Source organism: Streptomyces iakyrus (assembly GCF_000717055.1).
GTDB classification, from domain to species: Bacteria; Actinomycetota; Actinomycetes; order Streptomycetales; family Streptomycetaceae; genus Streptomyces; species Streptomyces iakyrus.
Genome location: NZ_JNXI01000002.1, coordinates 17,746 through 40,158, shown reverse-complemented (window position 1 = coordinate 40,158; position 22,413 = coordinate 17,746). Strand labels below are relative to the sequence as shown.

The window sequence follows — 22,413 nt, the reverse complement described above, 5'->3', positions numbered from 1 at the left end:
GGCCACGCCGGACCTCGGCGCCCGAAGTGATCAGACCTTGGTCCTGCGCCACGGCGCGGCGGGGTCCGAGAGCGTGTCGAGGATCAGCTCGCACCAGGTCACGGCAGCATTGACCGTCAGGCGGGCATGGCGCACTCCAAGCCCAGTCGGTGCGCTCGCCTGACCGTGACCGCTGCCGAAGCCCTGGTTGCGCAGTTCGGCGACGCCGACTGCGATGTTCACCGAGCCCGAAAGGATCTTCTTCACGGCCTTGCTGCCGTCGGGCCCATCAGGAGCCGAGCCAGCGTCGAGCTTCAGCGCCTTCTGGACCGTGCTGATCAGGGCTGGAAGCGCGGCGTTCCGGTCGACCCCGATGTTCAGTTCCCCAAGAGCGGTCTTCGCTGTTGCCTCGATGAGCTGCTTGGCCGCGCCGATGGCCCCGTGGGGATCGGTGGTCAGGTCCCTCCGAATACGCTCCAACTCGATCGTGATGCCGGAGGCGTCGCTCAGGGTGCTGAGGTCGCGGACCAGCACTGGAGGGTTGGACCAGGAGATCCTCCCCTCCTGATCGAGAGCGAAGCCGTCCCGTTCCAAGCGGACCCTGATGTCGTTGAGCCACTTCGGAGTTCCCTGATCGTCCGGGTTCCGGTACGCGCGGATGAAGTCCTCGAAGACCAGGAGTGCACGTCGAACCTGGTTCGGATCCGACCAGTCCACGCCCTCCGCGTAGAGCATGAATTCAGTCCGCCGCTGGCCTGGGTCCTGGTACTTCAGCTCATCTGGCGGGATGGGCGCGAACCCGTGGTCCTCCCACAGCTCGGCCACAATCCGGACGGTCAGGTCCGTGGCCAGAGAGCGGAAGGCGTTGCGGGTCGCCGGGCTCACCAGCTCCCGCCGTGCGGTGACGGTCATGGTCTGAAGATAGGAGCAGACCCTGACACCGTCACTGTCTTTTCCCTAGGTGGGGTCTGATCCATGCCGCGCCCGTCTGACCAACCGGTCTCGGACTGCGGCCGATCGGCCACTGGGGCCATTGGTCGTGAGATTCGGTCACGGAACCTGAGATCCCACAATGGCAAGGGACGGCAGTTGTCCGTTGCCATCGAACCCAGTCGGCGCCGATCCTTGCCATCCAGCCGAGTCGTCCCAGATCAGCCGGGTCTGAGCCACCCAGTTCGGCAGGACCGGCTTTGACAGTTAACCCAGTCCGCGCAGGTCGGAGACTTTGACCGGACTGGGTTGGCTGTCAACGGACAGCAGTTCGCCGGGGGCAGACAGGAAAGATCGCGGAAAGACTGGCCAACGCGGGCGGAGGCATGTCAACGTAGACGACCTTGCAAGAAACCCCAGGTCAGAGAGGTGATTGCCCTTGACCGTAGCGCCCGTGGGCCCCGGTTTCGATACCACCGTCGAAGCCCTGCGGCTGCGCGAGTGGCAGCTCGGCCCCGGCCAGCCCACGCTCGTCATGGACCAGTTCTCCGCAGAGGACTTCCACTTGATTGTGGACGACCGCGCGGACGTGCACGTCAGCTCGAAGGATGGTCGCTTCTATCTCGGCTGGTTCCCGCTCGGCCGCCCCGGCACAGACGGCGAGGGATGGAAGATCGCCGTCACCGGCACGGCCAAGGTGCGTGGCTACCACCTGTCGTTCGACACCGAGACGCCGGCTGACATCGTCGCCGCCGCCGTGGCGCGCGTGCTGGAGACCTCACGTCGCGTACGACAGCCAGGCGCCCACGAGTAGCCCTCGCTCTAGCGGGCGGCCGGCTGTCGGGCTTCCGCCCCTTTCATCGCTCACCGTTTCCCCTCACGCCAGGAGGCTGTTCGTGACGTCCTCGGAGATGACCGTCGGTGATCTCATCGACCTGCTGTCCGCCTGCGACCGGGATGCTCCGGTCCGCCAGGCCATGAACCCCTTCTTTCCGATGGCGCACCGCCTGGCGCAGGTCGTGCAGTCCGTGGACGAGACCGGCCGGACCGTCGTCTACCTCGCCGAGGGGCGGGACGAGGACGCACAGCTCGGCCATCTGCCGCCCGAGGTCGCCGTCGCCCTGACCTGGCAGGGCCCCGTCCAGCCGCCCCCGCGCCGCCCCCGCCGCAGTGCCGGCGGCAACTAGACCCGCACCGAGCCCTTGGAGGCGCCCCTGTACCCCGACTTCCCGCTCGCCCCGTCCACTCCGCCCGGAGGCCAGCCCGCGTTCTGGGTGGGTCCCCGGCATCTGGCCGGTGACGATGGGCGCCTCTACGACACCGTCGCCGACACGCTCGCCGGCCTGGGCTGGACGAGCCTGACGATCGTCCGCGGACGGCACGAGCCCGACGAGGGGCCGGAGGACCGCCAGGTCCTGCGCAGTACCGTCCTGCACATCAGCCCCGACACCCTCCGATGGGCCCAGTGGAGCCTGGCGGACGAGCCGTTCCACCTGGGAGATTTGCCGATCGCCTGGCAGATCTCCGCCCGCGCCGAGACGAGCACCCCGCTCGCTCACTGGTCGGCCTACTTCACCCCCGATGTCCCCGGCGAGGCGGTGGCCGACTTCCTCGTGGCGCTCGACGCCCGCGACCAGCTCGCCGTGCCGTATGCCGGCCCCGAGCTGGTCCTCGACGCCGTCGCTGCCCACGGCTGGCTCCGCGACATCGACCAGCCCCACGCGGCAGCGACGGACCCGACGTTCACCTCTCACATCAGCCTCGGCGAGGTACCGCCCCTCATCCAGGACGCCGACCCGCGCGCCCTGACGACCGAGGCCAACGAGACGGGACCGGTCGGATGGCAGGCATGGGCCGAGCCTGCGCTCGGCGCACCATGCCTGTGGGCGGCCAGCTTCGGTTCCAGCGTCCCGCACGACCTCGTGGCAGCCTTCGGCGCCTCCCTCAGCTCGACCGCACCGGTCCTGCGCCGGGTGCTGCCCGAGGCCACCCGGGAGCGACTGCTGCGGGCGCCGGCCTAGCGATCGACGGCGCCCCTCAGCCCGACGGAAGAAGCCCGGTCCTCCCGAATGGGGGCCGGGCTTCTGGCATTTCCCTCCAGGGCTCGGGCGAGCCATCGAGTCGGAGGAGGGCGACCCGGCGACGAGTACAAGGTGTCGGGCCTGCCCGTCTCAGGTGGTAGCGCCAGCGTCTCAAGCGGGGCAAAGTGGCCACGCTTTGGCGTAGCGGTGCCGCTCAACATGTGGTAATCGGTGGCACGTTGAAGTGGGGCAAGGTGGCCACGTTTTGGCGTAGTGGCGCCACATTCCTATGCGGCTGAATAGTCGTATGCCTCGAACTGAAGAGAAGCAGCAGCCAGCCCTTGAACTCCGTTGCGGTGGAGTGCACGTCATCGTTCAGCGCATCTCGCCCTGGCTGGTGGCGGCCGTCGTCACGGCCTTCGTCACGACGATGGGGAGTGGACTCGCAGCATGGTTCACACCCCGATAAGAACCTGCTGGACCGTGCAGCGTGGCGAGCCGCACAGCACTGCTGCCCCCGACCATCTTGGTCGGGGGCAGCAGTGCGTCGGGGCCGGTCAGCCGGCTGCCGTGGCCTTGGCGAGGGCCTTGCCGAGGTGGCGGTCGACGAGGGCCGGGGAGCCGGAGATCACCAGCAGCAGGCTGCCGTCGCGGATCGCGGTCTGCTTGACCACGGTGCTCCGTCCTCCGGTGGAGAACGTAAGGAGCTGGCTCCACTGCTCGTCACCGAGGCCGTGGGGTGTCGGCAGCTTCTGCGAGGCCATGTCGATCGGGGTGCCGCCCGCGACGACCTGATAGGTCGGGCAGCCGGTCATCGCGTCGAAGATCCGGCCGATGCCGTCGGACAGTTTCTCCGCGCTGTCGCTGTACAGCTCCTCGGAGATCTCCGAGGAGCTGCCGCCGTAGGCGAAGTCCGCCCTTGCCTTGTGCGGGAAGGTGAGCGTGCCGCCGGTCGCCGTGTCGCCGCCCAGCTCGCTCAGGGCCGGGCAGCCGATGACGGTGACGTCGTCGTGCTGGGTGGGGCGCTCCGGCTTGCGCAGGTGGTGGCGACGCGAACGCGCATGACGGAACTGACCCCTTGGTGCTAGGCGACGGGTGGTCAGTGCGGGCCCGCGGGCCCGGTGGGGTCGTAGGAGTGGGGGTCAGTGCCCGAGGTGGCGCAGGCAGTCCTCGAACGTGGCGTGCGTCGCGTCCGCCGGCCCGGAGTTCCGGTTGTACCAGGCGGTGTCGAGGCGGGTCTCCTGCTGCTGGTGTCCGGCTCGGCAGCGCAGCCAGATCTGGTCGCGGGTGGAGAGGATGAGCCAGTCGCGGTACGCGCCGCACGCGGCGCAGGAGACCATCTCACCGTTGAGGACGAGTGGCTGCTTCCACGGCATCATCTTGCCGTCGAGCTGGTTGTGGCTGGGCACCCGCAGCTCCGGCGGAAGGAAGTCGTCCACCACGGTGGTCGGCTCGGTGCGCTCCGCCTCGGCCGGCGGCACCCCGAACCCGGGCGGGACCTGGTTCTGCAGCCGCGCATGCAGCTCGGCGAACTGGCGTTGTGCCTCGCTGGGCTGCTGGGTCCGGCGGCGTATTCGGTGAAACACCCTGGCGTCCTCCTTTGCCTCGTCCTGCTCGCTTCATGATCGTGCCCTACGCCCCCGGCGGTTTCAATTCACAAAGTCCACAGTCGCCTTCGCGCAGGTCACAAGGCATCTCCTCGCTCGGGGCAGGGGATGACGAGTTGGCCACGGAGCGTGTGTCCGAACGGCGGGGTGACGTTCCCAGGGTGTGCCCGAACGTACTCGTGCTCTCCGGCCGTCCACCTTCGCGGCGCCTGCTGGCTCGACTCGGGGCACCTGCGCCACTCCCTTCCTCCTGTGTGTGCACCCGTGCTCGCGCTCCGCAGCGTGGGCCCGCACGCCGCCGGGGCCGTCGTGGCGTACGGCCATGCCGTGGGCCGCGAGCGCGGCGGTGGGCGGTGTCCTTGCTCTCGGTGGTGCGCTGGGACTGCACTCAGGCACTCGGCATGCTGCTCACCGGGTCTTGCCCGATGTCTCCTCCCCGCTGCGGCGCCTGCCAGGCGAGTTGGGGCGGGTCGCCGTTTTGGGCATCGAGGACCCACGGCGCCCTGTGGTGCCGTTCTCGGACCGGATCGAGGAGTCGGCGGGCAGTTCGGCCGTCCGCCGCAGCCGCCATACCAGCACGTCGCTCACCGAGTCCGCGGTGTCGAGTTCACGGCGCCCTGCGGCGTCGGACAGGAGGGCGGCCGGGTCGTGGCCGGCGGCTTCGGCGTCCGTGATGGTCGCGGCCAGGGCGTACCAGCCGGGCTCGGCGAGGATCTGCTCGGCGAGTTGGGGCAGCGTTTCGCGCAGCAGCACGGTCTGCCGCTGGAGCACCGGCCGGCTCAGACGTCGGCCTCGCTGGTAGAGCACGCCGAGCGGCTGGGCGGCGGCGGCCTGGTAGGCGGTGCGCAGGTGCTCGGCGGCCCGCGCGGCGGCTTCAGCCTGCTGGGCGTGGCCCTTTCTCGCGTGCCAGTGGGCGGCGGCGATGATGAGGAAGAACAGCATGTCGATCGCCATCGCGGTGGTGGCACCGTCCTCACCGCGGCCGAGGGCGGGCCCTCCGTGGACGAGGTCGCGGGCGGCCTGCCGTAGCGCGCGGTCGTGCCCGCGTACGGCGCGTACGTGGGAGCGGGAGGCCCGCTCGAACGCTGTTGCGGCGTCTTGCAGTTCGCGGCGGGTGTGTGCGGCGGAGGTCTTCGCGAGCGCGTCGAGGACCTCGCCGGCGGCGGCGATGTGGGCGGCGGCGACCGCGTCGTCGCCGTGCTCGACGATGAGCACGGCCTGCCACGCGGCCGATGCCGTCCTGCGGCGGGCGGAGGCCGGGGCACCGGGCCCGGTCCGGATCGTGTCCTTCTGCCGTGGAGTCGGATTGGTCCCGGTGTCGCCGGACCAGCGCTCCCGGATGCGGGGCAGCGACAGGTCGGGGGCCAGGCGCGCGCCGGGGTAGAACACCGGCTCGCCGTCCTTGTTCAGGTCGTCGGGCAGAGCGACCTTGTATCCGAGGAGGTCTCCGGAGGGCGCGGCGCGCTTACGGATCAGGAGGCCGGCGGCGGCGAGCCGGTCGAAGAACTCCTCGTCACTCCTAGCACCGGACACCGCGCGCCGTACCGTCTCACGCAGCTCCTCGCGGGCGGTGCGCTCGCGACCCTGGCGTTCGGCCTTGTGCCGTTCGGCACTGGTGGGCCGCTGTGCGGCGGTGCCGTCGCCGGGGGCGACCTGCCGGAGCCCGAGTTCCTTCTCGATGAGACGGGCTTCGGCCTGCGCCCGTTTACCGGATCGGTGGTGGTCGGGGCGTCGGCCGTCTTCGCGCACGAGGGTGGCAACGATGTGGATGTGGTCGTCAGCGTGCCGCACGGCGGCCCAGCGGCAGCCCGCGCCGTCGCGCGGGTCGATCCCTGTGGCGGCGACGATGCGACGCGCGATGTCCGCCCACTGGTCGTCGGTCAGGATCGGGTCGTCGGGCGCAGCACGCACCGAGCAGTGCCACACGTGCTTGTCGGGGCGTTGATCCGCGGCAAGGAGATGGAGGGGCTGGTCGAGCAGCTGCCCGAGATCCTTCTTGGTAGCTGTCGCATCGCGTCCGGGGTCAGGCGACATGCCGTCGAAGGAGGCGACGAGATGTGGATCGACGTGTTCCTCGTGGGTTCCCTTGCCGTAGAGGTAGTACAGCAGGCCCAGGGTGTGGCTGCCCTGCTTGTGGATCTGTGGAATCAAGGCGCCTCGTCTGCCTGCCGGTTGGCTACCTTGTCGGCAGCCATCCTCACCGCGTCGGCCGCTCGGCGGACGTCGGCCAGCACCTGGGTCAGCTGGGGAACGTCACCGCCGGAGTTGAGGATCTTGGCGGCTTGATTGAGGTTGCTGCCGGCCCAGCCGAGCTGCCGCCTCATCGCGAACAGTTCGGTGAGCACGTCGCGTTCGGTGGCGATGGCGACGGCGGTACGGGACTGGTCGCGGGCCATGGCTAGCCCGGCGTAGGCGAGGAACCCCGCCACGCTCATACCGGCGGCGTCTGCTCCGGCCTGGATGAGAGCGAGTTCGGACGGGTTGAGGCGGACGCTGTGCGCGCGACGCTGCTTCTTGTCGCGCGGACGCGCTCGCCCCTTCGGCCGCCCCTTGTGGGCGGCTTTTGGCTGCGATCCGCCCTCGGTCGCAGCTTTCCCGACTGGCGCCCCCTGGTGCCAGTCGGGCCCCGCCACCCCAGGGGCGGGGACGGGTTCGGACACTGCCCCCTCGGGGGAGTGTCCGAACCTCCATCTTGCTCGCCCCGAGACCGAGTTGGAGTCGCGAGCAGGTTCCGGGGTGGTGCCGTTCTGGGTGTGATTCGTCATCGGATTTCGGGCCTCATGGTTCGGGTGTGGTGCTGGATGGTCGCGGCCAGCGCGACGACGTCGGCCGTCCCTCCGAGGACGCGGACGGGTCCGTCGGGCCGGTCCTGGACGAGCCACTGGCCGGTCGGCGCGAGGACGGCGGCGTGCAGGAGCCGCCGGCGGACCAGGACGTCCGCCCAGGCGCTGGCCTCGGCGGCGGTGGGCTCGGAAGTGCGAGGGGGACGCTGAATCACTATGTGTCTCCTGGAGCGGGGCGGTGGCCCGGCACGGAGCCGGGCCACCCATTGCGGATAGGGGCGTTGAGCTGGGGCTTTGCCGGTTCAGCCGCACTCGGGGCAGCGCCCGACGTGGGTGTTGAGCGCCCGGGCCATCCGCTGCTTCGTCGAGGCAGCCTGCTTTGCGCTGGACTTCGCCGCCGGCCTGCCCTCGTGCCGCTTGGAGTGGGCGAGCATGAAGCCGATCTCCCGCTCGTACTCCGCACGGACGGTGTCGAACTCGTGGCAGGTCTTCATCGGGCGGTGCTCCTTGTCTTCGTGGTGTCGTCGCTCCGCAGTTCCTGGAGGACGAGGCTCAGCCGGTCGTTCCGGCCGCCCTTCAGGCCCTCGCGGCGGAGGATCTCCCGCAGCTGGACCCGGGTGACGGACTCGTTGCCGTCCCGTTCGAGCAGGGCGGGGACGTGGGGGCGGACCTGCTGGACGAGCTGGTCCACCGACTGCTCCAGCTCGCGTGGCGGGCGCTGTGTCTGCGGGGTGCGGGACCGGCCGCGCTTCCCCTTGCTCTTCGTCCTGGTCTTCGTGGTCGTCTTCCGCCGGAGGGGGACCTTGTGTCCCCGGTCCCCGGTGGGCTCGGTCCCCGTGTCGGTGTCGGTCGGTCCCCGGTCCCCGGTGGGCTCGGTCCCCGTGTCGGTGTCGGTCGGTCCCCGGTCCCCGGTGGGCTCGGTCCCCGACTCGGCGGCGTTCGGTCCCCGACGCGAATCTGGGCCCTGAGCAGGCACTTCTCGCGTCAGGCGCTCGGTCCCCACGCCTCGGGCGTCCCCCTCCGAGGCTTCCGGATTGGCGGGACCGGTCCCCGGGACCGTGCTTGCTTCTGGGGCCTCGGTCCCCAACCCGGTCCCCGCGTTCTCGCCTTCGGTCCCCGCGCCTGCCGACGCCTTCGAGTCCGCAATCTCGGGGACCGGTCCCCTCGGGCCCCTCGGGGCGCTCGGTCCCGGGCCCCCGTCCGACTCGTCGGGACCGTGGGGACCGGCTACGGGGACCGGCGCCTTCGACGCCGACTGCGAGGGGACCGTGGCTGCCGTTGCGGTGCGCACCGGGGACCAGGGCGAGGGCAGCGGGACCGTAGCGAGCGCGAGTGCGTGCCGGCGAGCGGCGAGTTGGTCGAGCAGGTTCGCGCGCTGGAGGGGGTCGGTGCCGACCGAGGCCCTGCCGACCGCCTTCGACAGGCGCCGCGTGAGCTGCCGGCCGCGCCAGCTCCGCTGCTGCTCGGGTGTGCGCTCGGCTAGGCGGGCGGCGAGGGCGACCGCGCGGGTGGTGGCCCGGTCCCGTGTGATCTGCGCAGCGTCGCGGTCTCGCGCGGCGATGCCGAGGCGGGACAGGAGACGCTCGCGTGCCTCCCGGCCCAGGACGGCGATCAGTCCGTGGGAGGCGGCGCCCGGGGTGCGCAGGCGCAGCTCGATCCCCATCGCGAGGTGCCACAGCATCGCCGCCATGACCGGCCCGACGAAGGCCCTAACCGTGCCGCCGACAGGACCGCTCTCGGCGTAGGCGGGGATCACCTGCACACCGGTAATCACCCAGACCAGGGTGCCCGGCAGACCAGGAGCACCCTGAGTGGCCAGGTTCTGGCGTGCCATCAGCGCGGTCGCGAAGAGCGCCAGTTCGGCCGCGGCGAACATGCCGGCCCGCTCGGCGGTGCCGGCCATGTCGAGGAAGTCGGCCGCGAAGCGCCACGAGGTGTCGGCGCTGTAGGCGGTGCAGCCGAGAGCAGCAAGGGCAGCGACCTTGACCGCCGGACCGCCGAGACGTTTCTGCGGGCGCGCACCCCGGCGCCGGATCGTCCAAGCGACCAGCACCAGCACCAGCACGAGGGCGGCGGGCACGCCGGCGGCGAGGAGGAGAGGGAGGTCCGGAGCGGCGCTGAGGGCCAGGACGGGGTGGGTCATGCGACCTTTCCGAGAGAGGCGTGCGCCGGAGTCGACGCTGCCGGACGGGCTACCGGCTGCTGTGTGCCGGGTGCAGCGGGCGCGGGGCTGCCTGCTGCCGGGGTGGTCTTCTTCCGCTTCTTCTTGGGCCGCGGCACGCCGTAGGTGCGGTCGCGGTCGAAGACCTTGTTGGCGGCCTGCCGGAGCAGGTCTCGGGCGTGCTTGTGGCTGATCTGCAGGGCGGCGGCGAGCCGGCCGGGCCGCCAGCCGCGTACGTAGGCGTGGTCGATGACGACGTGCCGCTCGGCCTCGGTCAGGTGCACGTCGCGTCCCTGGAAGAAGGCCGTTACGCGCCGGTAGTCGAGGCGCTGGGGTAGTCCGTCGTGCAGGGGGCGCCGCTCGGCTTCGGTGAGGCCGCCCCAGACGCCCTCCTTGAGGGCGTTCTCCAGGGCGAAGTCGAGGCAGTCGCGGCGTACCGGGCACCAGCCGCACAGCTCCTTCGCCTCCGCGATGTCCTCGTGATCCCGGGGCCCGGGGAAGAACACCGCGTCGGCGTCCTCGACGTCCATGCCATGGCACGCAGCGCGGGTATGCCAGCTGGTGTCTCCGATGCCGCGCAGGCCCGTGGCCGGTGCGTCGTGGGTGGTGATGTGGCGCAAGGGGTTCTCCGATGTGCTGCCGCGTCGGCCGACCGGGGCGGTGCCCGGCGGGCGCGGCGTCGGGTGCCGGCTGCGGCGCGCGGGCGTACGCCGCAGCCGGGGCGGGACGGTGATGTTGGGGCGGTGCACCGGACGAGATGCTCGCCCCGGATGCGCCAGTCAGGCCATGGCGGTCTGCTGGGCCTGCTGGGCGGCGGCGAGGTCGAGGCGGCCGGGGTGCGGGGTGGCGCGCGGGGTGGTACCGCGTACCCCGTCGTCGGGGCCGATCCGTCGGCGACGGCACGGCTCGCCGGGCTGGGCCAGGCACCACTCGCAGCGAACACTCAGGGCGTCGGGCAGCCCCTGCGCGACGGCGGCTTCGCGGGCTGCTCGGGCGGGCCGGTAGGGCGCGAGGGCGGCTCGGGCAGCGGGCGGGATGCAGGAGCCGATCTCCCGCAGCCGTGCCTCCAGTCTCGGGTCGATCCCGTCGCGACCGCTGGTGATCGCCCGGGCTTGCGAGGGCTGCGCGGTGCCGGCGGCGACGGCGCGGCGGGTGCCGACCAGCTCGGCGGTCCAGGCGGCCTGGTCGTCCGGGTCGACGGACGGCGTGGGATCGGAGTGCCGGGCCAGGCGGTCGCGCCGGTAGCTCTCCCAGGGCCGGACGACGTCCGCGGGCAGGATCTGGTACGGCGAGGTACGGATGTGCTGGCGGGCGGCGACGCGGGCGTCCCAGCCGTGCGGGGTGGCCATCGGCACGTCGCCGAGCAGTTCGTGCCACTGGGCGAGCTGGTCGCGGGCCTCGCCCTGGTCGGTGCGGATGGTGCGGGGGTCGAGTCGGCCGATGTAGGCCAGCAGGGCGGCGGTTTCGCGGCGGTCCACGGTCAGCCCTCCGTTCCGGTCGGCTCGTCGAGGGCGGCGAGGAGGGCGGCAGTGTGTGCCTCGGCCCGCGTCATGCCGCTCGGCGCGGCAGTGGCCTTGCCGGGCACCGCGTAGAGGGTCGGGCGGCTGGGGGCGTGCTCTCGGGCGACCCAGGAGCGCCAGTCGGCAGCCCAGGCATCCGCCGACCTGGGCTTGAAGTCGGCACGGTGGGCACGCCACTTCGCGTCGGCAGCCTGCAGGCCCTGCTCGCCGAGGCGGTCGAGGTGTCCCTGCTGGCGGGCCCAGGCGTGGGTGGCAGGGTCGACCTGCCACTCGGCAGCCGCGATGACGGCAGCACCACCACTGCTGTACCTACGGTTCAAATCCGGTTCACTACGGTTCTGTGTGCCGGTTTCCGGTATATCGCTGTGCCGGTTTCCGGTACGTCGAGGTGCCGGTTTCCGTCGGGACCTGCCGGATTCCGGTACTGCCGGTTTCCGTACCCTCGCGGGGGATTCCGGCACCTCACGGGGGCGGATTCCGCACCGCCGCAGGGCCGAGATCCGGAGCGCTGGGGTGGCCTCGGGCACCTCCGCCGGCGCCTGGCCGGCTTCCTCGTCCTCCGAGGTCTCTGCCACGGCCTTGGCGGCGAGGGGGAGGCGGTAGACGGTGCTGCGCTGCGGGCCGGTGAGGTCGTCGAGTTGTTCCAGCTCACCGGCGTGGACCAGGCGGTCGATGGCTTCGCGCACCGTGGAGACGGAAGCGCGCGTGCGCTTCGCCAGGCTCGACAGCGAGGCCCAGGAGATGCACTGCTCGTCGGCCACCCGGTCGGCGATCGACAGCAGGACCAGACGCGCGGTCCCCCGGCTGGAGCTGTGCTCCCACACCCACTCGCGGGCTTCGCTGCTCATCGGCCGCTCCCGATGAGGAAGCGGGGCCAGCGGCCCGCCGGGGCCGGGATGGTGTGTTCCGGCTCGGGGCGCTGAGGCGCCGAGGCGGAGGTGGCTGCCGCGCAGGCCAGGCGGAAGGGCCTTTTGCGCAGGGCAGGAGGCATGCGATACTCCCCTTTGCAGTGTTGCCACGCTGACGCGCCCCTTGGAAGGACTCAGCGTGGTGATGGTGGGCAATCACCGCCCTTGCCGGGGCGGTTACGCCACTTAGCGTTCGGCGTCCGTGAGGTACCGCTCTCGGGCGCCGTCGCTGTATTACGGGACCTTCTCGGTCCGGTCCGTGCTTACTGGCTCCTCACGTCCGTCATCGCGGGCGGGCTGCCCGGGGACGACGAACATACGCACGGACCCTTGTCAAGATCCAGAGTTGGTTCTTAAACTCTGTACTGGTTGCAGACAGTCACCGCATGATCTACCGCCGGAGCCATCTGTAGCACTCGGCGCGAGCCGCTCCCTGGCGTCGAGGAGCACCGTTGCCGCGGTTGTCCCGTACGCCAAGAGCGTGCCAGTGTGTCCGAAATAGAGCGGGTGTCTGGTATTTCCCGCAGCGGAAAAGCGATGTGAATGAGGTGTTTCCACTGTCGCCCCCGCGCTTTCCGGTCGAAGATCAAAGCCTTGCGTGCCAGACGTGACATATGTCGCTGGGTGAATGTGGCTCGCGCCACGTCACCTGGCATGCTCCTGCCGGTAGAAACGGACAGGCCGACCTGAAACAGGCGGTGCGCGCCACACGGAAACGTGCTGGCGAGGAAGAACTTTCCATATGCAGGATCATCCCGTCAACTGGTGTTTATGGCGGGGTAGGGTTATCGAAGTGACGGCGAAGTCCACCCGGGAAAGGATCATGAAAGACTCCACCGAAGGTCAGGTGAACCCCAAGGGGCTCATGGACCGCCTAAACCGCCTGTTCGACACGGTGCACCCGCCCGGTCGCGGCCCCTTCAGTAACGTCGAAGTGGCCGAACTGATGGAGAAGCGGGGGCTGGGCAAGCTGTCGGCCCAGTATCTGTGGCTCCTGCGGACGGGGCAGCGCGATAACCCGACGAAGCGTCATCTTGAAGCGCTTGCAGGGTTTTTCGGTGTGGAGCCCGCCTATTGGTTCGATGACGCCGTCGCCGAAAAGACCGTGCAGGAGCTTGAGTTGCTCGCGCTGCTTCGCGACGCGAAGATCAAGAACGTTCTTCTTCGTCTATCCGATGTATCCGCAGACGGAAAGGATGCCGTCCTGGGGATCGTCGAGAGCGTACGAAAATCCGAGGGGCTGCCGCCCTCAACTGGCGTGTAAAACGGGCTTAGTTCAGTAAGTGATCAAGGAAAATCAATGTGGTCTGCACGTAGGCTCCGCCAGCCTGACCTCCTGGCCGAGCTGAAGCTCCCGGACGTCATCAATATCCGCGATCTCAGCGACGAGGTCTCTCGCCGCACGGGACGGACGGTGGTCCTAGAGGCCCGGGAGCAGGCACCCTCGGTGTGCGGGGCGTGCGCCGTTACGGAGAGTGCTGTCCACGTGTTCTACGACCCGCGGACCAGCCCTCTGCACCAAGACCACATCATCGCCCACGAGTTCAGCCACCTCCTGCTCGGCCACCACGAAAGCCGACCGGTGTCCGCGCTGGCCCCGACGTTCATCACCAGCGTGGACCCGGCCACCGTGCAGATGATGCTGGGGCGCACCAAGTACGACGAGGACGAGGAGCGGGACACCGAACTCCTCGCTTCGCTGCTTCAGCGTCGGATCATCGACCGGTGGCTGCGCAGCGACGAGTCCTCCGGGGACGAAGTGCAGGACCGGGTCACACACACGCTCCTGCGCCGGCGGGAGGCCCGGTCGTGAAGGACCTGCTCCATCCGATCAGCCTCGTCGTCGCCACGCTCGGCTTCCTCTGCCTCCTGCGGGACGTGCCGACCCGCCGCCGAGACCCCGCCACCACCGCATTGGCCGCCGTCTTCCTGCTGTCGGGACTGTCGTTCCTGTTCTCCATCACGCCGATGTGGAACTACCTCGACCGCGTCCTTGGCACCGTCAACCTCTCCGTGCCCCTCGCGCAAGGCTGCGTGGTCGCCCTCCTGGCCTGCCAGCAGGTGGTCCTCACCTACTGGGGATCCCCGCCCGAGGTCGCCCGCCGGCTCAGTCGCCGGTGGCTCGGAGCCGGCTTCGCAGTGATCGCCGGGCTGCTGGTGCTGTTCGCCCTGCTGACGCCCAGCGCGCCTCATCCGATCGACTTCACGCTGTACTACGCGCACGATGACTGGTACGCCGCGTACCTCACCCTGTACGTCACGGCCTACACCATCGGGGAGCTGTTCCTCGCCCGCGCCTGCTGGCGCCTGGCCAGCCGCAGCACTCGCGGGTCCGTCCGCTACGGCCTGCGCATCGTCGCCCTCGGCGCCACCGTCACCCTGGGATACAGCGCGGTCCGCATCGGCAACGTCATCGCCGGCGCCTTCGGCGCCTCCCTCGCAGACTGGGAGGGCTTCGCCTGGACCTGCGGCGATGTCGGCGCCATGCTCACGCTCATCGGCTGGCTCGTACCCACCATCAGCGACCAGGCCCAGAGCCTCCAGTACCGGATCAAGCAGTACCGCAGCTACTACGCCCTGCGCCCCCTGTGGCTGGCGTTCTACAGCGAAGCGCCCGAGATCCAGCTGCCGATCGACCGAGTCGACCCGGCCCACAGGCGCCGCTTCCGCCGCATCTCGATCCGGCTCTACCGCCGAGCAGTCGAAATCCGGGACGGCCGGTTCGTGATCCGCCAATACCTCGATGCCGCAGTACGCGAGGCCAGCGAAGCCCACCACCGGGCCCGAGGGCTTCACGGCCAGGAGCTGTCGGCCGCCGTCACGGCCGACCAGATCCTCGCCGGAATCGCCGCCAGGGCCGAAGGCGCCCGCCCGGCGCCCGACCAGCTCACCGAATTCGCCGACTCCGAACGCCAGACCAGCCGACCCATGGACGACATCGACGCTCTCCTCGATGTCGCTCGCCACCTGCCCCGCCAGCCCGCACAAGCCCCCCACCTTGAGCGAGTCTCCGCATGACGACCGATCTCACCCACCAACCGGCTCACGTCCAGCTCCAAGCCCTGGACCGTCGCGAGATCTCCAGCCGCGAGCTGCTCGACCTCCACCTCGACCGGATCGACGCCAGCCACGTCAACGCAGTCATCACCCGGGACGACGAGGCGGCCCAGGCCGCCGCACAAGCGGCAGACGAACGCCGCGCCCGCAACGAGAAGAGGGGAACCCTCGACGGCCTTCCCCTCACGATCAAGGACAGCTTCGAGACGGCCGGCCTGCGCACTACCAGCGGCGCCGAGGATCTGGCGGATCACGTACCCGCACGTGACGCCGACGCGGTCGCCCGGCTTCGCCATCAAGGCGCCGTGATCATGGGCAAGACCAACACCCCGGCGTACTGCCAGGACCTGCACACGGACAACAGCCTGTTCGGGCCCACGCTCAACCCGCACGACCCCAGGCACACCGCCGGCGGTTCCTCCGGCGGCCCCGCCGCCGCAGTTGCCGCCCGCCTGACCCCCGCCGACCTCGGCAGCGACCTCGCCGGTTCGCTTCGGCTTCCGGCTCACTACTGCGGCGTCTACGGCCTGCGCCCCACGCACGGACTCGTCCCGGCCCGCGGCCACATCCCCCGCCCGCCGGGATGGATCACCAGCAGTGACATGGTCACCCCCGGCCCCCTGGCACGCCACCCCCGCGACCTCGACCTGCTCCTCGACGCGCTGACGACGCCGTCACCCGCAGAGAACAGCCCTTGGCGCGTCAATCTGCCCACGGCACGTCCTGCAGTCGGCCACCTCCGTGTGGCGGTCTGGGCCGAGGATGCACGCTGCCCCGTCGACCGCGAAACGGCCGATGCTCTCGCCACTGTCGAGCAGGCACTGGCCTCCGCAGGAGCGGACGTCCGCCGCACCGTGGGGCCGGTCGGCTTCGCCGACTCTCTCCGCCTCTTCGAGCAGCTCCTCCACGCCACCGCGACGGCCACCACCGACGACGAAGCGGGCGCGGCCGAACTCGCAGCGGCGCGTGACCTGCACGAGGATGACGCGAGCCCACGGGCCACCTTCCTCCGCCACCGAACGCAGACACACCGCGCCTGGCTCCGCGCCGACGAGGAGCGCCTCCAGTTTCGAGGGGCGTGGCACCGGTTCTTCGCCGACGCCGAGCACGATTTCCTCATCACCCCCGCCGCTCCCACTGCGGCGATCCCGGCCGGCACCCGCTCTCTCATGGTCGACGGCATCGAGCGGAGCTTCTTCGACCAGACCGGCTGGGCCAACCTCACCAGCCACGTCGGCCTGCCCAGCCTCGTCATGCCGGTTGCGCGAAACGCGGACGGCCTCCCGATCGGCGTCCAGCTCGTGGGGCCGACCTACTCGGACCGGAACTTGCTCGCACTGGCTGAAGATCTGGCGTCGCTTCTAGGAGGGACGGCCGGGGGAATCTGATGTCCGCTGGCTTCGCGAATGGTCTCGTCCACGCGTCGCGGTCGGAGCGGAGCCACAGGCCGTGGTCGAGGACGATCGGCCTGCTTGGAGGTGCTGGACGAGTTGCGCGGCAGCTGACGTGACACACCAGCTGCGACGATGGGCGCTTCTCGCGCGATGCAGGTGAGCTCGGGGTGGTTGACGCCATACCGGCCATGGAGGCGTCCACACGCGAGTTGGATCGGACTTCGGCAATTCCCCACGGCCAGGGACCGGCGTCTCACCGCTTTCGGGTACGGCCCTAGGTGTGCTGTTCGGACAGGCTAAGGCGGTCAGGGCGGGCTCCGTGGCAGCCGCCGACGCGGCGACGATCCCGCCCACGCACGCGACGGCCGCCAACACGGGCGGGGAGGGCAAGGCGGCCAGAGAGTCCGGCCGCCTTGCCCTGGCCGGTGGGCGTCAGCGCGCCCAGACCACGAAGGTGATCACAGCGTTGCCCTTGCCGAAGTCCCGCACGTAGGTGTCGCCGTTGGACGAGCGCCCAACCCGCTTGCCCCAGCTCGCCTTGTCGTTACCGACCTGCGGTACGGCTGCGGACTGGTCGACCGTGCTCGTCGAGTCGACGTGGGCGTAGATGGTGGCCAGTTGGTCATAGTCGTGTGTGTTGGGGTGGAGGTTGCTGGGCGGCCCGTCGGGGGTGTTGGTGTAGTCCATACACGTGCCCAGGTTGGGGTTGGTCTGGGTCTCGTCCTGGTGGTTCAGGCCGAAGGTGTGCCCGACCTCCTGGCACATCACCAGGGTTCTCCAGGACGGCGTGTTGTACGTCGCGGTGTTGAAGTAGGTGTCGTTGACCTTGACCGTGCCCGAGCTGATGTGAGTGCCGCCGGTCACGGATATCGAGGCGAGGCCGAGCCAGCCGTTGTTCCCGTACGTTCTGTTGCACACCTCGACCCGGCCGCTGGTGGCCCGGCAGCTGTTGTTGGACTGCCCGGCAACCACCGTGGTGTCGAGCGCCGAGGACGTGGACCAGTCGCTCGAAGCCGTGCTCAGGTAGCTCTTCCAGGAGGAGCTGAGGTTGTCGCCGAGCTTGAGGGTGAAGGGGTTCGAGGTGCGAGCCCAGTGGTAGCCGCCCCATGAGTGGTTGGCCTGGGCAGAGGTGCTGAACGTCAGCGTGGCGGCGGCCGCGGTGGTGACGGCGGCGAGCAGCTTCATGCGCACGAGGGGTCTCCTCAGTGGTCGGGGATGGAAGCCACACGCGACCCTGGATGAGCCCCTTCGTCGTCGGCACAGCCAGAATCGCGAACTACCGTGCGGGTGTTGCGGTGGTGACTGACCGTTCGACTGGGTGGCATGCGACGTAGGCATGCCAGTGGGGCTCCAGCCGATCAGAGGTACCAAGCGCTAAGCAGATTAGGGGAATCGACGTGAGTTTGTCATGTGCACAGCTTGAAAGATTCATCCACTACTAAGCGACCTACACGCACGGAGGTCGAGTCGCCGCACAGAGAGGAGGCGTCGGATGCGAGGAAGAGCCCCATCCGATAAAGGGGTTGCGTCCTGCGGGCAGCGGTACGGCGCCCATGCGTCCGCCCCGAGAGCGGGGCCTTCTATCTCAACTGGCCGCCTGCACGGCCTCGGCGGCGTGAGAGCTTCGGTCTCAGCACCGGAACCGGCCTTTCTGGAGGGGGCCATGCAGTGCAAGGCTGTGCTGAGACGTGGGACACAGTGTTGGACAGTCCCTCGGCGATGAGGACGAGTGCGGCGTGCTCGCGTTCGGTCAACCGGGCGACACCGCGGCGGCCGCTTCCTGGGGGGGGCCGTTGTCCAGGTAGCCGTCCACGACGCCGCGGGTGGGTGACCCGGGGTGACGGGACGGCGCCGCCGTCGGCCAAGGAGCGCAGCAGGAGGGGAAGTTGGAGGGGATCGGTACCCTTGAGCGGGAACCAGGCTGACCGACGGCCCAGGCGCCGACAAGCGGGTACTCCTCGCCCTGCCCGACAGTCGGGTTGCCGTCCTCGCGGTCTCCACCACGGCCGCGTACGACCACCGGCATCCGGACAGCCATACCGATGAGTGCCTGGACCACGTGCGGCTCGGTGACGGTGCCACAGCCCGGTCGGTGGACCGGACCGGCGCGGCCCTGCTGAGCGTTAGGACATGCCGGGCATGCCCTCCATGTCGTCAGACGAACCGGACCCACCCGAGGTGCCATCGGACGAGCCGGAGCCGTCCGAGGACATCGCGGCCTTCTCACCGGCGGGCGTGACCGCGTACCACTTGCTGTCCTTGGCCTGGCCCTTCAACTCACCGGCCTTGGCATCGCCCATGTAGCGGTACAGCGGGCGGCCGGCGAGGGTGAGCTGCTTCATTCCGTCCGAGCGGTCCACCGAGCCGACGAGGCTCTGCTCCACGCCCATCGCCTTGACGGAGTCCTGCGCCATGACCGGCATCCAGGTCTTCGCGCAGTCACCCGTACACATCGACTTGGACGGGGACGCCTGGTCCATCTCGTAGCGATAGAGGGTCATCCCCTTGTCGTCGGTGACGAAGGTGCCCATGCCCTCCATCTCCTCGGTCATCAGCATGGAGGTGGTGGCCATGCCCATGCCGTCCGCATCACCGCTGCCGGCCGGGGCGGAGGACGCGGGGGCCGAGGAGGCCGCGGCGGCGCCGGAGTCCGTACCGGAGGAACTGTCCCCGGAGCTGCCGCACGCGGTCAGGAGGAGTGCGGAGGTGACGCCTGCGGCTGCGGCCAGGACAACACGTTGCCGGATCACGGAGGTTCCCTTCACTGAGCCCTGTTTCTACTTACTCACTTAGTACGTCGGATCTCAGTGGACCGTTCAGTCACGGACGCCTCACATCGCAAAGCCTTGCCCGACGGCACACGGCCGTCGGGCAAGGCTCTCGTCGGGTGCGTGGTTTGTCAGGCCAGCGCGCTGCCCTTCTTCCAGGACTCCCAGTCGACGTTCCAGGCGCCGTAGCCGTTGTTCACGGCCACGGTGTCTGTGGACTTGATGACGGTCACGGGGTCGCCGTAGTTCACGCGGTCGTAGAACCACTTGGCGTTGGCGGTGCTCAGTCCGATGCAGCCGTGGCTGGCGTTGACCTTGCCGAATTTGCCCTCGTTCCACGGGGCGGCGTGGGCATAGGTGCCCGAGGGGGTGAGCTGGACGTCCCACTTGACGGCGCCGAGGTCGTACGCCTCGGGGCCGAAGATGCCGACCGTGGCGGAGTTCATCCGGATCGTCGGGACCTTGCTGAGCACCACCATGGTGCCGTTCCATGTCTCGAAGGTCTTCTTGCCCGTGGAGACGGGAAGGGTCTTGACGACCTTGCCGTTCTCGGCCACGGTCATCGTCTTCTTGACCACGTCCACCGTGCTGACGACCGACTTGCCGATGGTGAAGTCGATCTCGCGCTTCTGCGTGCCGACCAGGTCGCCGTTCTTCAGGCCGACCAGGTCCATCCGCAGCTTCACCTTGGTGCCGGGCTTCCAGTACTCCTTGGGCCGGTAGTCCACGCGGTCCTTGCCGTCCCGGTCCTTCATCCAGCTCCACGCGCCCTCGACGGCCGGGGACGAGGTGACACTGAGCTTGCGCTCCACTGCCGCCTTGTCGTGGATCGCCTTGTTGAAGACGATCGACACCGGAAGGGCGACGCCGACGGTGGAGCCCTTGTTGACGTTGTAGGTGCCGACGAAGATCTCGTCCTTGCTGAGCGTCGTGAAGCTGCTGGTGCGGGTCGTCTTCTTGCCATCAGACGCGGCGAGTTGGGCCTTGAGCGTGTAGGTGGCGCCGTACCCGGTGGCATGGGACGAGGTCCAGGAGGTGCCGTCGGAGGACAGTGAGCCGTCGAGGGCCTTGCCGTCACCGGCGGTGACCGTGACCGACGCCAGCTTCCCGTCGCTCGCCTTCACCGTGAGCGGCTCACCGGGTATGACGTCCTTGCTGTCGGTGGCAGGAGAGACCGTGACGGCGGGCGACCCGTTCTTGCCGGAATCCGCGTCCACCTCTGACCCGGGCTTCGAATCCGAGGCCGGTGATTCCTTGGAGGCGCCATTGGCGGTCTGGCTGCAGGCGGCCAGAGTCACGACCCCGGCCAGGGCGAGCGCCGCGAATCCCAGCCGCCTGCGCCGAGGCCGTCGCTCTGCGGGCTCCATGTGCCCCCGTCGGCTGTCTTGCACAGTCATCCTCCATCCAAGATGTAGCTAAGTGGTTTAGTAGACGAGCGCCGTGCGTGCTCGGTTCCCGCAGTCGGGGGCTCGTGAGTCAGGCGGCCTCCCTGTGGGGCCGTCTCGGCCGAATGGTTTGCGGCCGTCGAGATCAAGAAGGTGGCGCACCACTACGAAGCATATTCGTAGTATAAGGACCCAGGTCTCGGCCACCACCCGCGCCTGCAGTCCTTCGCCCTTCAGATGCTCGACGAGCACATGGCGACGTGCGTGAGTGACGCTGTGGAAAAGGGCGGTGAGGGCAAGGCTCTGAAGCTCAAGGAGGCGTCCGATGCCATCGCTCGGCTGGTTCGTTCCTGACGGGCGGTTGGCTCGCGGCTCGCGCTGCCATTGACCAGCCCGTGCGCAGACTCGTGGCGCGGCGGACGGTTCGGCAGCGAGGTGGCGGGTCATCCGTGTCGGCGGGTGGATCTCTGATGCCCGATGTGTAGCGGGCCATGCGGAGGGCGACGGCCTTTGCGGCCATCGCGACTCCGCCGTGCCAGCCCTCGCGGCCGGTGATGTACTCATCCTGCTGGGGCGTTCGCCCTCACCGGCACGCTGTTCGTGGTCGTGCAGTACTTCCAGTTCGTCTTGGGCTACAGCGCTGCGCTGACGGGTCCGCGGCTCGGTCCTGCGGCACTGGCGCTGCTGATCGCGGGGCCGCTGGCCGGCGTACTGGCGCCGCGGATCGGCATGCGGGCGGTGTCGGCGGCCGGGCTCGCGCTGCTGCTCGGCTCATCGGCCGTGCTCGCCACCACCGGCGCCGGGGACGGCTACGGGCGGGCACTGCTGGCGATGCTGCTCCTGGGCGCCGGCGCCGGATTCGTCATCACCTCCACCAGCGACGCCATCATCGTCGGATCACTGCCGGGGGCGGATCTCGGCGTCGGCTCGGCCACCAACAGCGCGTCCATCCAACTCGGCGCGGCAGCGGGCGTGGCGGTCGCAGGCAGTCCGCTGTCCGATCGCTACCGCTCCGGCCTCGCCGAGGCCCCGCACAGCGCCGCTCTACTGGCCGAACTCCTGCCCTCCGCACAGGAATCGGTCGGGACCGCGCTCGCGATCGCCGAGAAGTTGGCCGCCTTCGCGGACGCGGCACGCCGGGCGTTCACCGACGGCATGGGCCCTGCGATGGCTGCGGCGGTCGGCGTTACCGCAGTGGGCATCGCCGTGGCTCTCGCCTTCGCTCCCTCCCGTCCTACGGACTCTGCCACTGATCACCGTACGAACTCCAAGGAGTCGTCATGACCCACCCCGCTCCCGGCGCCCCGTACGCGCCGGAAGACCAAACACGACCATCTAACCGGCGATCCGCGCCCCGCCGCTGGATCGCCCTGCCACTGATCTGCCTGGCCCAGTTCACGCTGATCCTCGACGTCACCGTGGTGAACGTCGCGCTGCCCGACATGGCCGTCGACCTCGACCTCGGCCGGGAGACACTGACCTGGGTGGTCACCGCGTACACGCTGTGCTTCGGCGGGCTCATGCTGCTCGGCGGCCGGCTCGCCGACGCCCTTGGCGACCGCCGCACCCTGCTCGCGGGCTCGCCGTCTTCACCGCCGCCTCACTGGTCACCGGACTGGCCGAGAACGCCGAGACCCTGCTCGGCGGCCGGATCGCCCAGGGCATCGGCGCCGCGCTGCTCTCCCCTTCGGCGCTGTCCATCGTCACCACCACCTTCCACGGCACCGAGCGCAACGAGGCCCTCGGCGTGTGGGCGGCCATCGGCGGCACCGGCGCGGCGGCCGGCGTACTGCTCGGCGGGGCGCTGACGGACGGGCCCGGCTGGGAATGGGTCTTCTACGTCAACGTGCCGGTCGGTCTCCTCGTACCCTTCGTAGCGGCCCACTCCGCAGCCCGCCCG

At 69.7% G+C, this 22,413-nt stretch carries 21 protein-coding genes and 3 pseudogenes; 10 read left to right on the top strand and 14 right to left on the bottom strand.

Going from position 1 to position 22,413, the window contains the following annotated elements; genetic code table 11:
• Nucleotides 1-30: 30 nt before the first annotated feature.
• Complete coding sequence (locus tag OO68_RS02885) at nucleotides 31-891, bottom strand: abortive infection family protein (RefSeq protein WP_033306506.1); 861 nt, start codon at nucleotides 889-891, stop codon at nucleotides 31-33.
• Nucleotides 892-1,348: 457 nt separating this feature from the next.
• Between OO68_RS02885 and OO68_RS02880 the strand changes: the two genes are divergently transcribed.
• The 3 genes from OO68_RS02880 to OO68_RS02870 all read left to right on the top strand — a co-directional run bounded on the left by OO68_RS02880 (nucleotide 1,349) and on the right by OO68_RS02870 (nucleotide 2,930).
• Nucleotides 1,349-1,723 carry an SPDY domain-containing protein gene (locus OO68_RS02880; RefSeq protein WP_033306505.1) on the top strand — a complete coding sequence of 125 codons (375 nt, stop codon included), beginning with the start codon at nucleotides 1,349-1,351 and terminating at the stop codon, nucleotides 1,721-1,723.
• Nucleotides 1,724-1,805: 82 nt separating this feature from the next.
• Nucleotides 1,806-2,096, top strand: a complete 291-nt coding sequence (locus tag OO68_RS02875; protein ID WP_033306504.1) for a hypothetical protein — start codon at nucleotides 1,806-1,808, stop codon at nucleotides 2,094-2,096.
• A 15-nt stretch (nucleotides 2,097-2,111) separates the two neighbouring features.
• Entirely contained in the window at nucleotides 2,112-2,930 is an 819-nt protein-coding gene (locus tag OO68_RS02870) for an SPDY domain-containing protein (RefSeq protein WP_033306503.1), read from the top strand.
• 557 nt (nucleotides 2,931-3,487) lie between these two features.
• Here OO68_RS02870 and OO68_RS02865 read toward each other — a convergent pair.
• From OO68_RS02865 to OO68_RS02820, 10 genes and pseudogenes are all read right to left on the bottom strand, one after another.
• Nucleotides 3,488-3,973, bottom strand: a pseudogene (locus OO68_RS02865) (hypothetical protein); the annotation flags it as partial.
• Between the two features lie 99 nt (nucleotides 3,974-4,072).
• Nucleotides 4,073-4,516: a hypothetical protein gene (locus tag OO68_RS02860; protein WP_033306502.1), complete on the bottom strand. Its 444-nt coding sequence runs from the start codon at nucleotides 4,514-4,516 to the stop codon at nucleotides 4,073-4,075.
• A 429-nt stretch (nucleotides 4,517-4,945) separates the two neighbouring features.
• Nucleotides 4,946-6,688, bottom strand: a complete 1,743-nt coding sequence (locus OO68_RS02855; protein ID WP_106974252.1) for a relaxase/mobilization nuclease domain-containing protein — start codon at nucleotides 6,686-6,688, stop codon at nucleotides 4,946-4,948.
• Entirely contained in the window at nucleotides 6,685-7,302 is a 618-nt protein-coding gene (locus OO68_RS48670) for a plasmid mobilization protein (protein ID WP_403551017.1), read from the bottom strand. Before OO68_RS48670 ends, OO68_RS02855 begins: the two co-directional genes overlap by 4 nt.
• The gene (locus tag OO68_RS02845; protein WP_033306500.1) at nucleotides 7,299-7,535 is read right to left on the bottom strand and encodes a hypothetical protein; all 237 of its coding nucleotides are present in this window, start codon (nucleotides 7,533-7,535) and stop codon (nucleotides 7,299-7,301) included. Before OO68_RS02845 ends, OO68_RS48670 begins: the two co-directional genes overlap by 4 nt.
• Before the next feature lie 87 nt (nucleotides 7,536-7,622).
• Nucleotides 7,623-7,814, bottom strand: coding sequence for a hypothetical protein (locus tag OO68_RS02840; RefSeq protein WP_033306499.1), 192 nt, complete (start codon nucleotides 7,812-7,814; stop codon nucleotides 7,623-7,625).
• A complete protein-coding gene (locus OO68_RS02835) occupies nucleotides 7,811-9,463 on the bottom strand; it encodes a collagen-like domain-containing protein (RefSeq protein WP_033306498.1) in 1,653 nt (550 codons plus the stop codon). Before OO68_RS02835 ends, OO68_RS02840 begins: the two co-directional genes overlap by 4 nt.
• Nucleotides 9,460-10,101: a WhiB family transcriptional regulator gene (locus tag OO68_RS02830; RefSeq protein WP_033306854.1), complete on the bottom strand. Its 642-nt coding sequence runs from the start codon at nucleotides 10,099-10,101 to the stop codon at nucleotides 9,460-9,462. The genes OO68_RS02835 and OO68_RS02830 overlap by 4 nt, the downstream gene beginning before the upstream one ends.
• 159 nt (nucleotides 10,102-10,260) lie before the next feature.
• Nucleotides 10,261-10,959: a zinc finger domain-containing protein gene (locus OO68_RS02825; protein ID WP_033306497.1), complete on the bottom strand. Its 699-nt coding sequence runs from the start codon at nucleotides 10,957-10,959 to the stop codon at nucleotides 10,261-10,263.
• A gap of 2 nt (nucleotides 10,960-10,961) precedes the next feature.
• The gene (locus OO68_RS02820; RefSeq protein WP_033306496.1) at nucleotides 10,962-11,849 is read right to left on the bottom strand and encodes a helix-turn-helix domain-containing protein; all 888 of its coding nucleotides are present in this window, start codon (nucleotides 11,847-11,849) and stop codon (nucleotides 10,962-10,964) included.
• Nucleotides 11,850-12,702: 853 nt separating this feature from the next.
• Between OO68_RS02820 and OO68_RS02815 the strand changes: the two genes are divergently transcribed.
• Genes OO68_RS02815 through OO68_RS02800 form a run of 4 tightly spaced genes read left to right on the top strand, consistent with a single transcriptional unit; the run spans nucleotide 12,703 to nucleotide 16,354 of the window.
• Entirely contained in the window at nucleotides 12,703-13,173 is a 471-nt protein-coding gene (locus tag OO68_RS02815) for an XRE family transcriptional regulator (RefSeq protein ID WP_245236889.1), read from the top strand.
• A gap of 36 nt (nucleotides 13,174-13,209) precedes the next feature.
• Nucleotides 13,210-13,722, top strand: coding sequence for a hypothetical protein (locus OO68_RS47370; RefSeq protein WP_245236888.1), 513 nt, complete (start codon nucleotides 13,210-13,212; stop codon nucleotides 13,720-13,722).
• A complete protein-coding gene (locus tag OO68_RS02805) occupies nucleotides 13,719-14,927 on the top strand; it encodes an MAB_1171c family putative transporter (protein ID WP_033306495.1) in 1,209 nt (402 codons plus the stop codon). The genes OO68_RS47370 and OO68_RS02805 overlap by 4 nt, the downstream gene beginning before the upstream one ends.
• Complete coding sequence (locus OO68_RS02800) at nucleotides 14,924-16,354, top strand: amidase family protein (RefSeq protein WP_033306494.1); 1,431 nt, start codon at nucleotides 14,924-14,926, stop codon at nucleotides 16,352-16,354. Before OO68_RS02805 ends, OO68_RS02800 begins: the two co-directional genes overlap by 4 nt.
• Nucleotides 16,355-16,792: 438 nt before the next feature.
• On the opposite strand, the gene OO68_RS02795 is transcribed toward OO68_RS02800, so the two are convergent.
• The 3 genes from OO68_RS02795 to OO68_RS02785 all read right to left on the bottom strand — a co-directional run bounded on the left by OO68_RS02795 (nucleotide 16,793) and on the right by OO68_RS02785 (nucleotide 20,345).
• On the bottom strand, nucleotides 16,793-17,551 hold the full coding sequence (locus tag OO68_RS02795; protein WP_106974251.1) for a hypothetical protein: 759 nt from the start codon (nucleotides 17,549-17,551) through the stop codon (nucleotides 16,793-16,795).
• A gap of 932 nt (nucleotides 17,552-18,483) precedes the next feature.
• The gene (locus OO68_RS02790; RefSeq protein WP_051814330.1) at nucleotides 18,484-19,110 is read right to left on the bottom strand and encodes a hypothetical protein; all 627 of its coding nucleotides are present in this window, start codon (nucleotides 19,108-19,110) and stop codon (nucleotides 18,484-18,486) included.
• A 149-nt stretch (nucleotides 19,111-19,259) separates the two neighbouring features.
• Nucleotides 19,260-20,345, bottom strand: a complete 1,086-nt coding sequence (locus tag OO68_RS02785) for a L,D-transpeptidase (RefSeq protein WP_245236887.1) — start codon at nucleotides 20,343-20,345, stop codon at nucleotides 19,260-19,262.
• 352 nt (nucleotides 20,346-20,697) lie between these two features.
• Between OO68_RS02785 and OO68_RS47365 the strand changes: the two are divergent.
• The 3 genes and pseudogenes from OO68_RS47365 to OO68_RS48665 form a co-directional block, all read left to right on the top strand.
• Nucleotides 20,698-20,867 (top strand): annotated as a pseudogene (locus OO68_RS47365) (metal-sensing transcriptional repressor); the annotation flags it as partial.
• 246 nt (nucleotides 20,868-21,113) lie between these two features.
• Nucleotides 21,114-21,797, top strand: a complete 684-nt coding sequence (locus OO68_RS02780; RefSeq protein WP_051814326.1) for an MFS transporter — start codon at nucleotides 21,114-21,116, stop codon at nucleotides 21,795-21,797.
• Nucleotides 21,794-22,386 (top strand): annotated as a pseudogene (locus tag OO68_RS48665) (MFS transporter); the annotation flags it as partial. The gene OO68_RS02780 and the pseudogene OO68_RS48665, both read left to right, overlap by 4 nt.
• Nucleotides 22,387-22,413: the final 27 nt, after the last annotated feature.

What these genes read in the sequence shown, in the direction of transcription:
- OO68_RS02885 (WP_033306506.1), bottom strand. Translation starts at nt 891, where the DNA reads ATGACCGTCACCGCACGGCGGGAGCTGGTGAGCCCGGCGACCCGCAAC.
- OO68_RS48670 (WP_403551017.1), bottom strand. Translation starts at nt 7,302, where the DNA reads ATGACGAATCACACCCAGAACGGCACCACCCCGGAACCTGCTCGCGAC.
- OO68_RS02840 (WP_033306499.1), bottom strand. Translation starts at nt 7,814, where the DNA reads ATGAAGACCTGCCACGAGTTCGACACCGTCCGTGCGGAGTACGAGCGG.
- OO68_RS02835 (WP_033306498.1), bottom strand. Translation starts at nt 9,463, where the DNA reads ATGACCCACCCCGTCCTGGCCCTCAGCGCCGCTCCGGACCTCCCTCTC.
- OO68_RS02820 (WP_033306496.1), bottom strand. Translation starts at nt 11,849, where the DNA reads ATGAGCAGCGAAGCCCGCGAGTGGGTGTGGGAGCACAGCTCCAGCCGG.
- OO68_RS47370 (WP_245236888.1), top strand. Translation starts at nt 13,210, where the DNA reads ATGTGGTCTGCACGTAGGCTCCGCCAGCCTGACCTCCTGGCCGAGCTG.
- OO68_RS02800 (WP_033306494.1), top strand. Translation starts at nt 14,924, where the DNA reads ATGACGACCGATCTCACCCACCAACCGGCTCACGTCCAGCTCCAAGCC.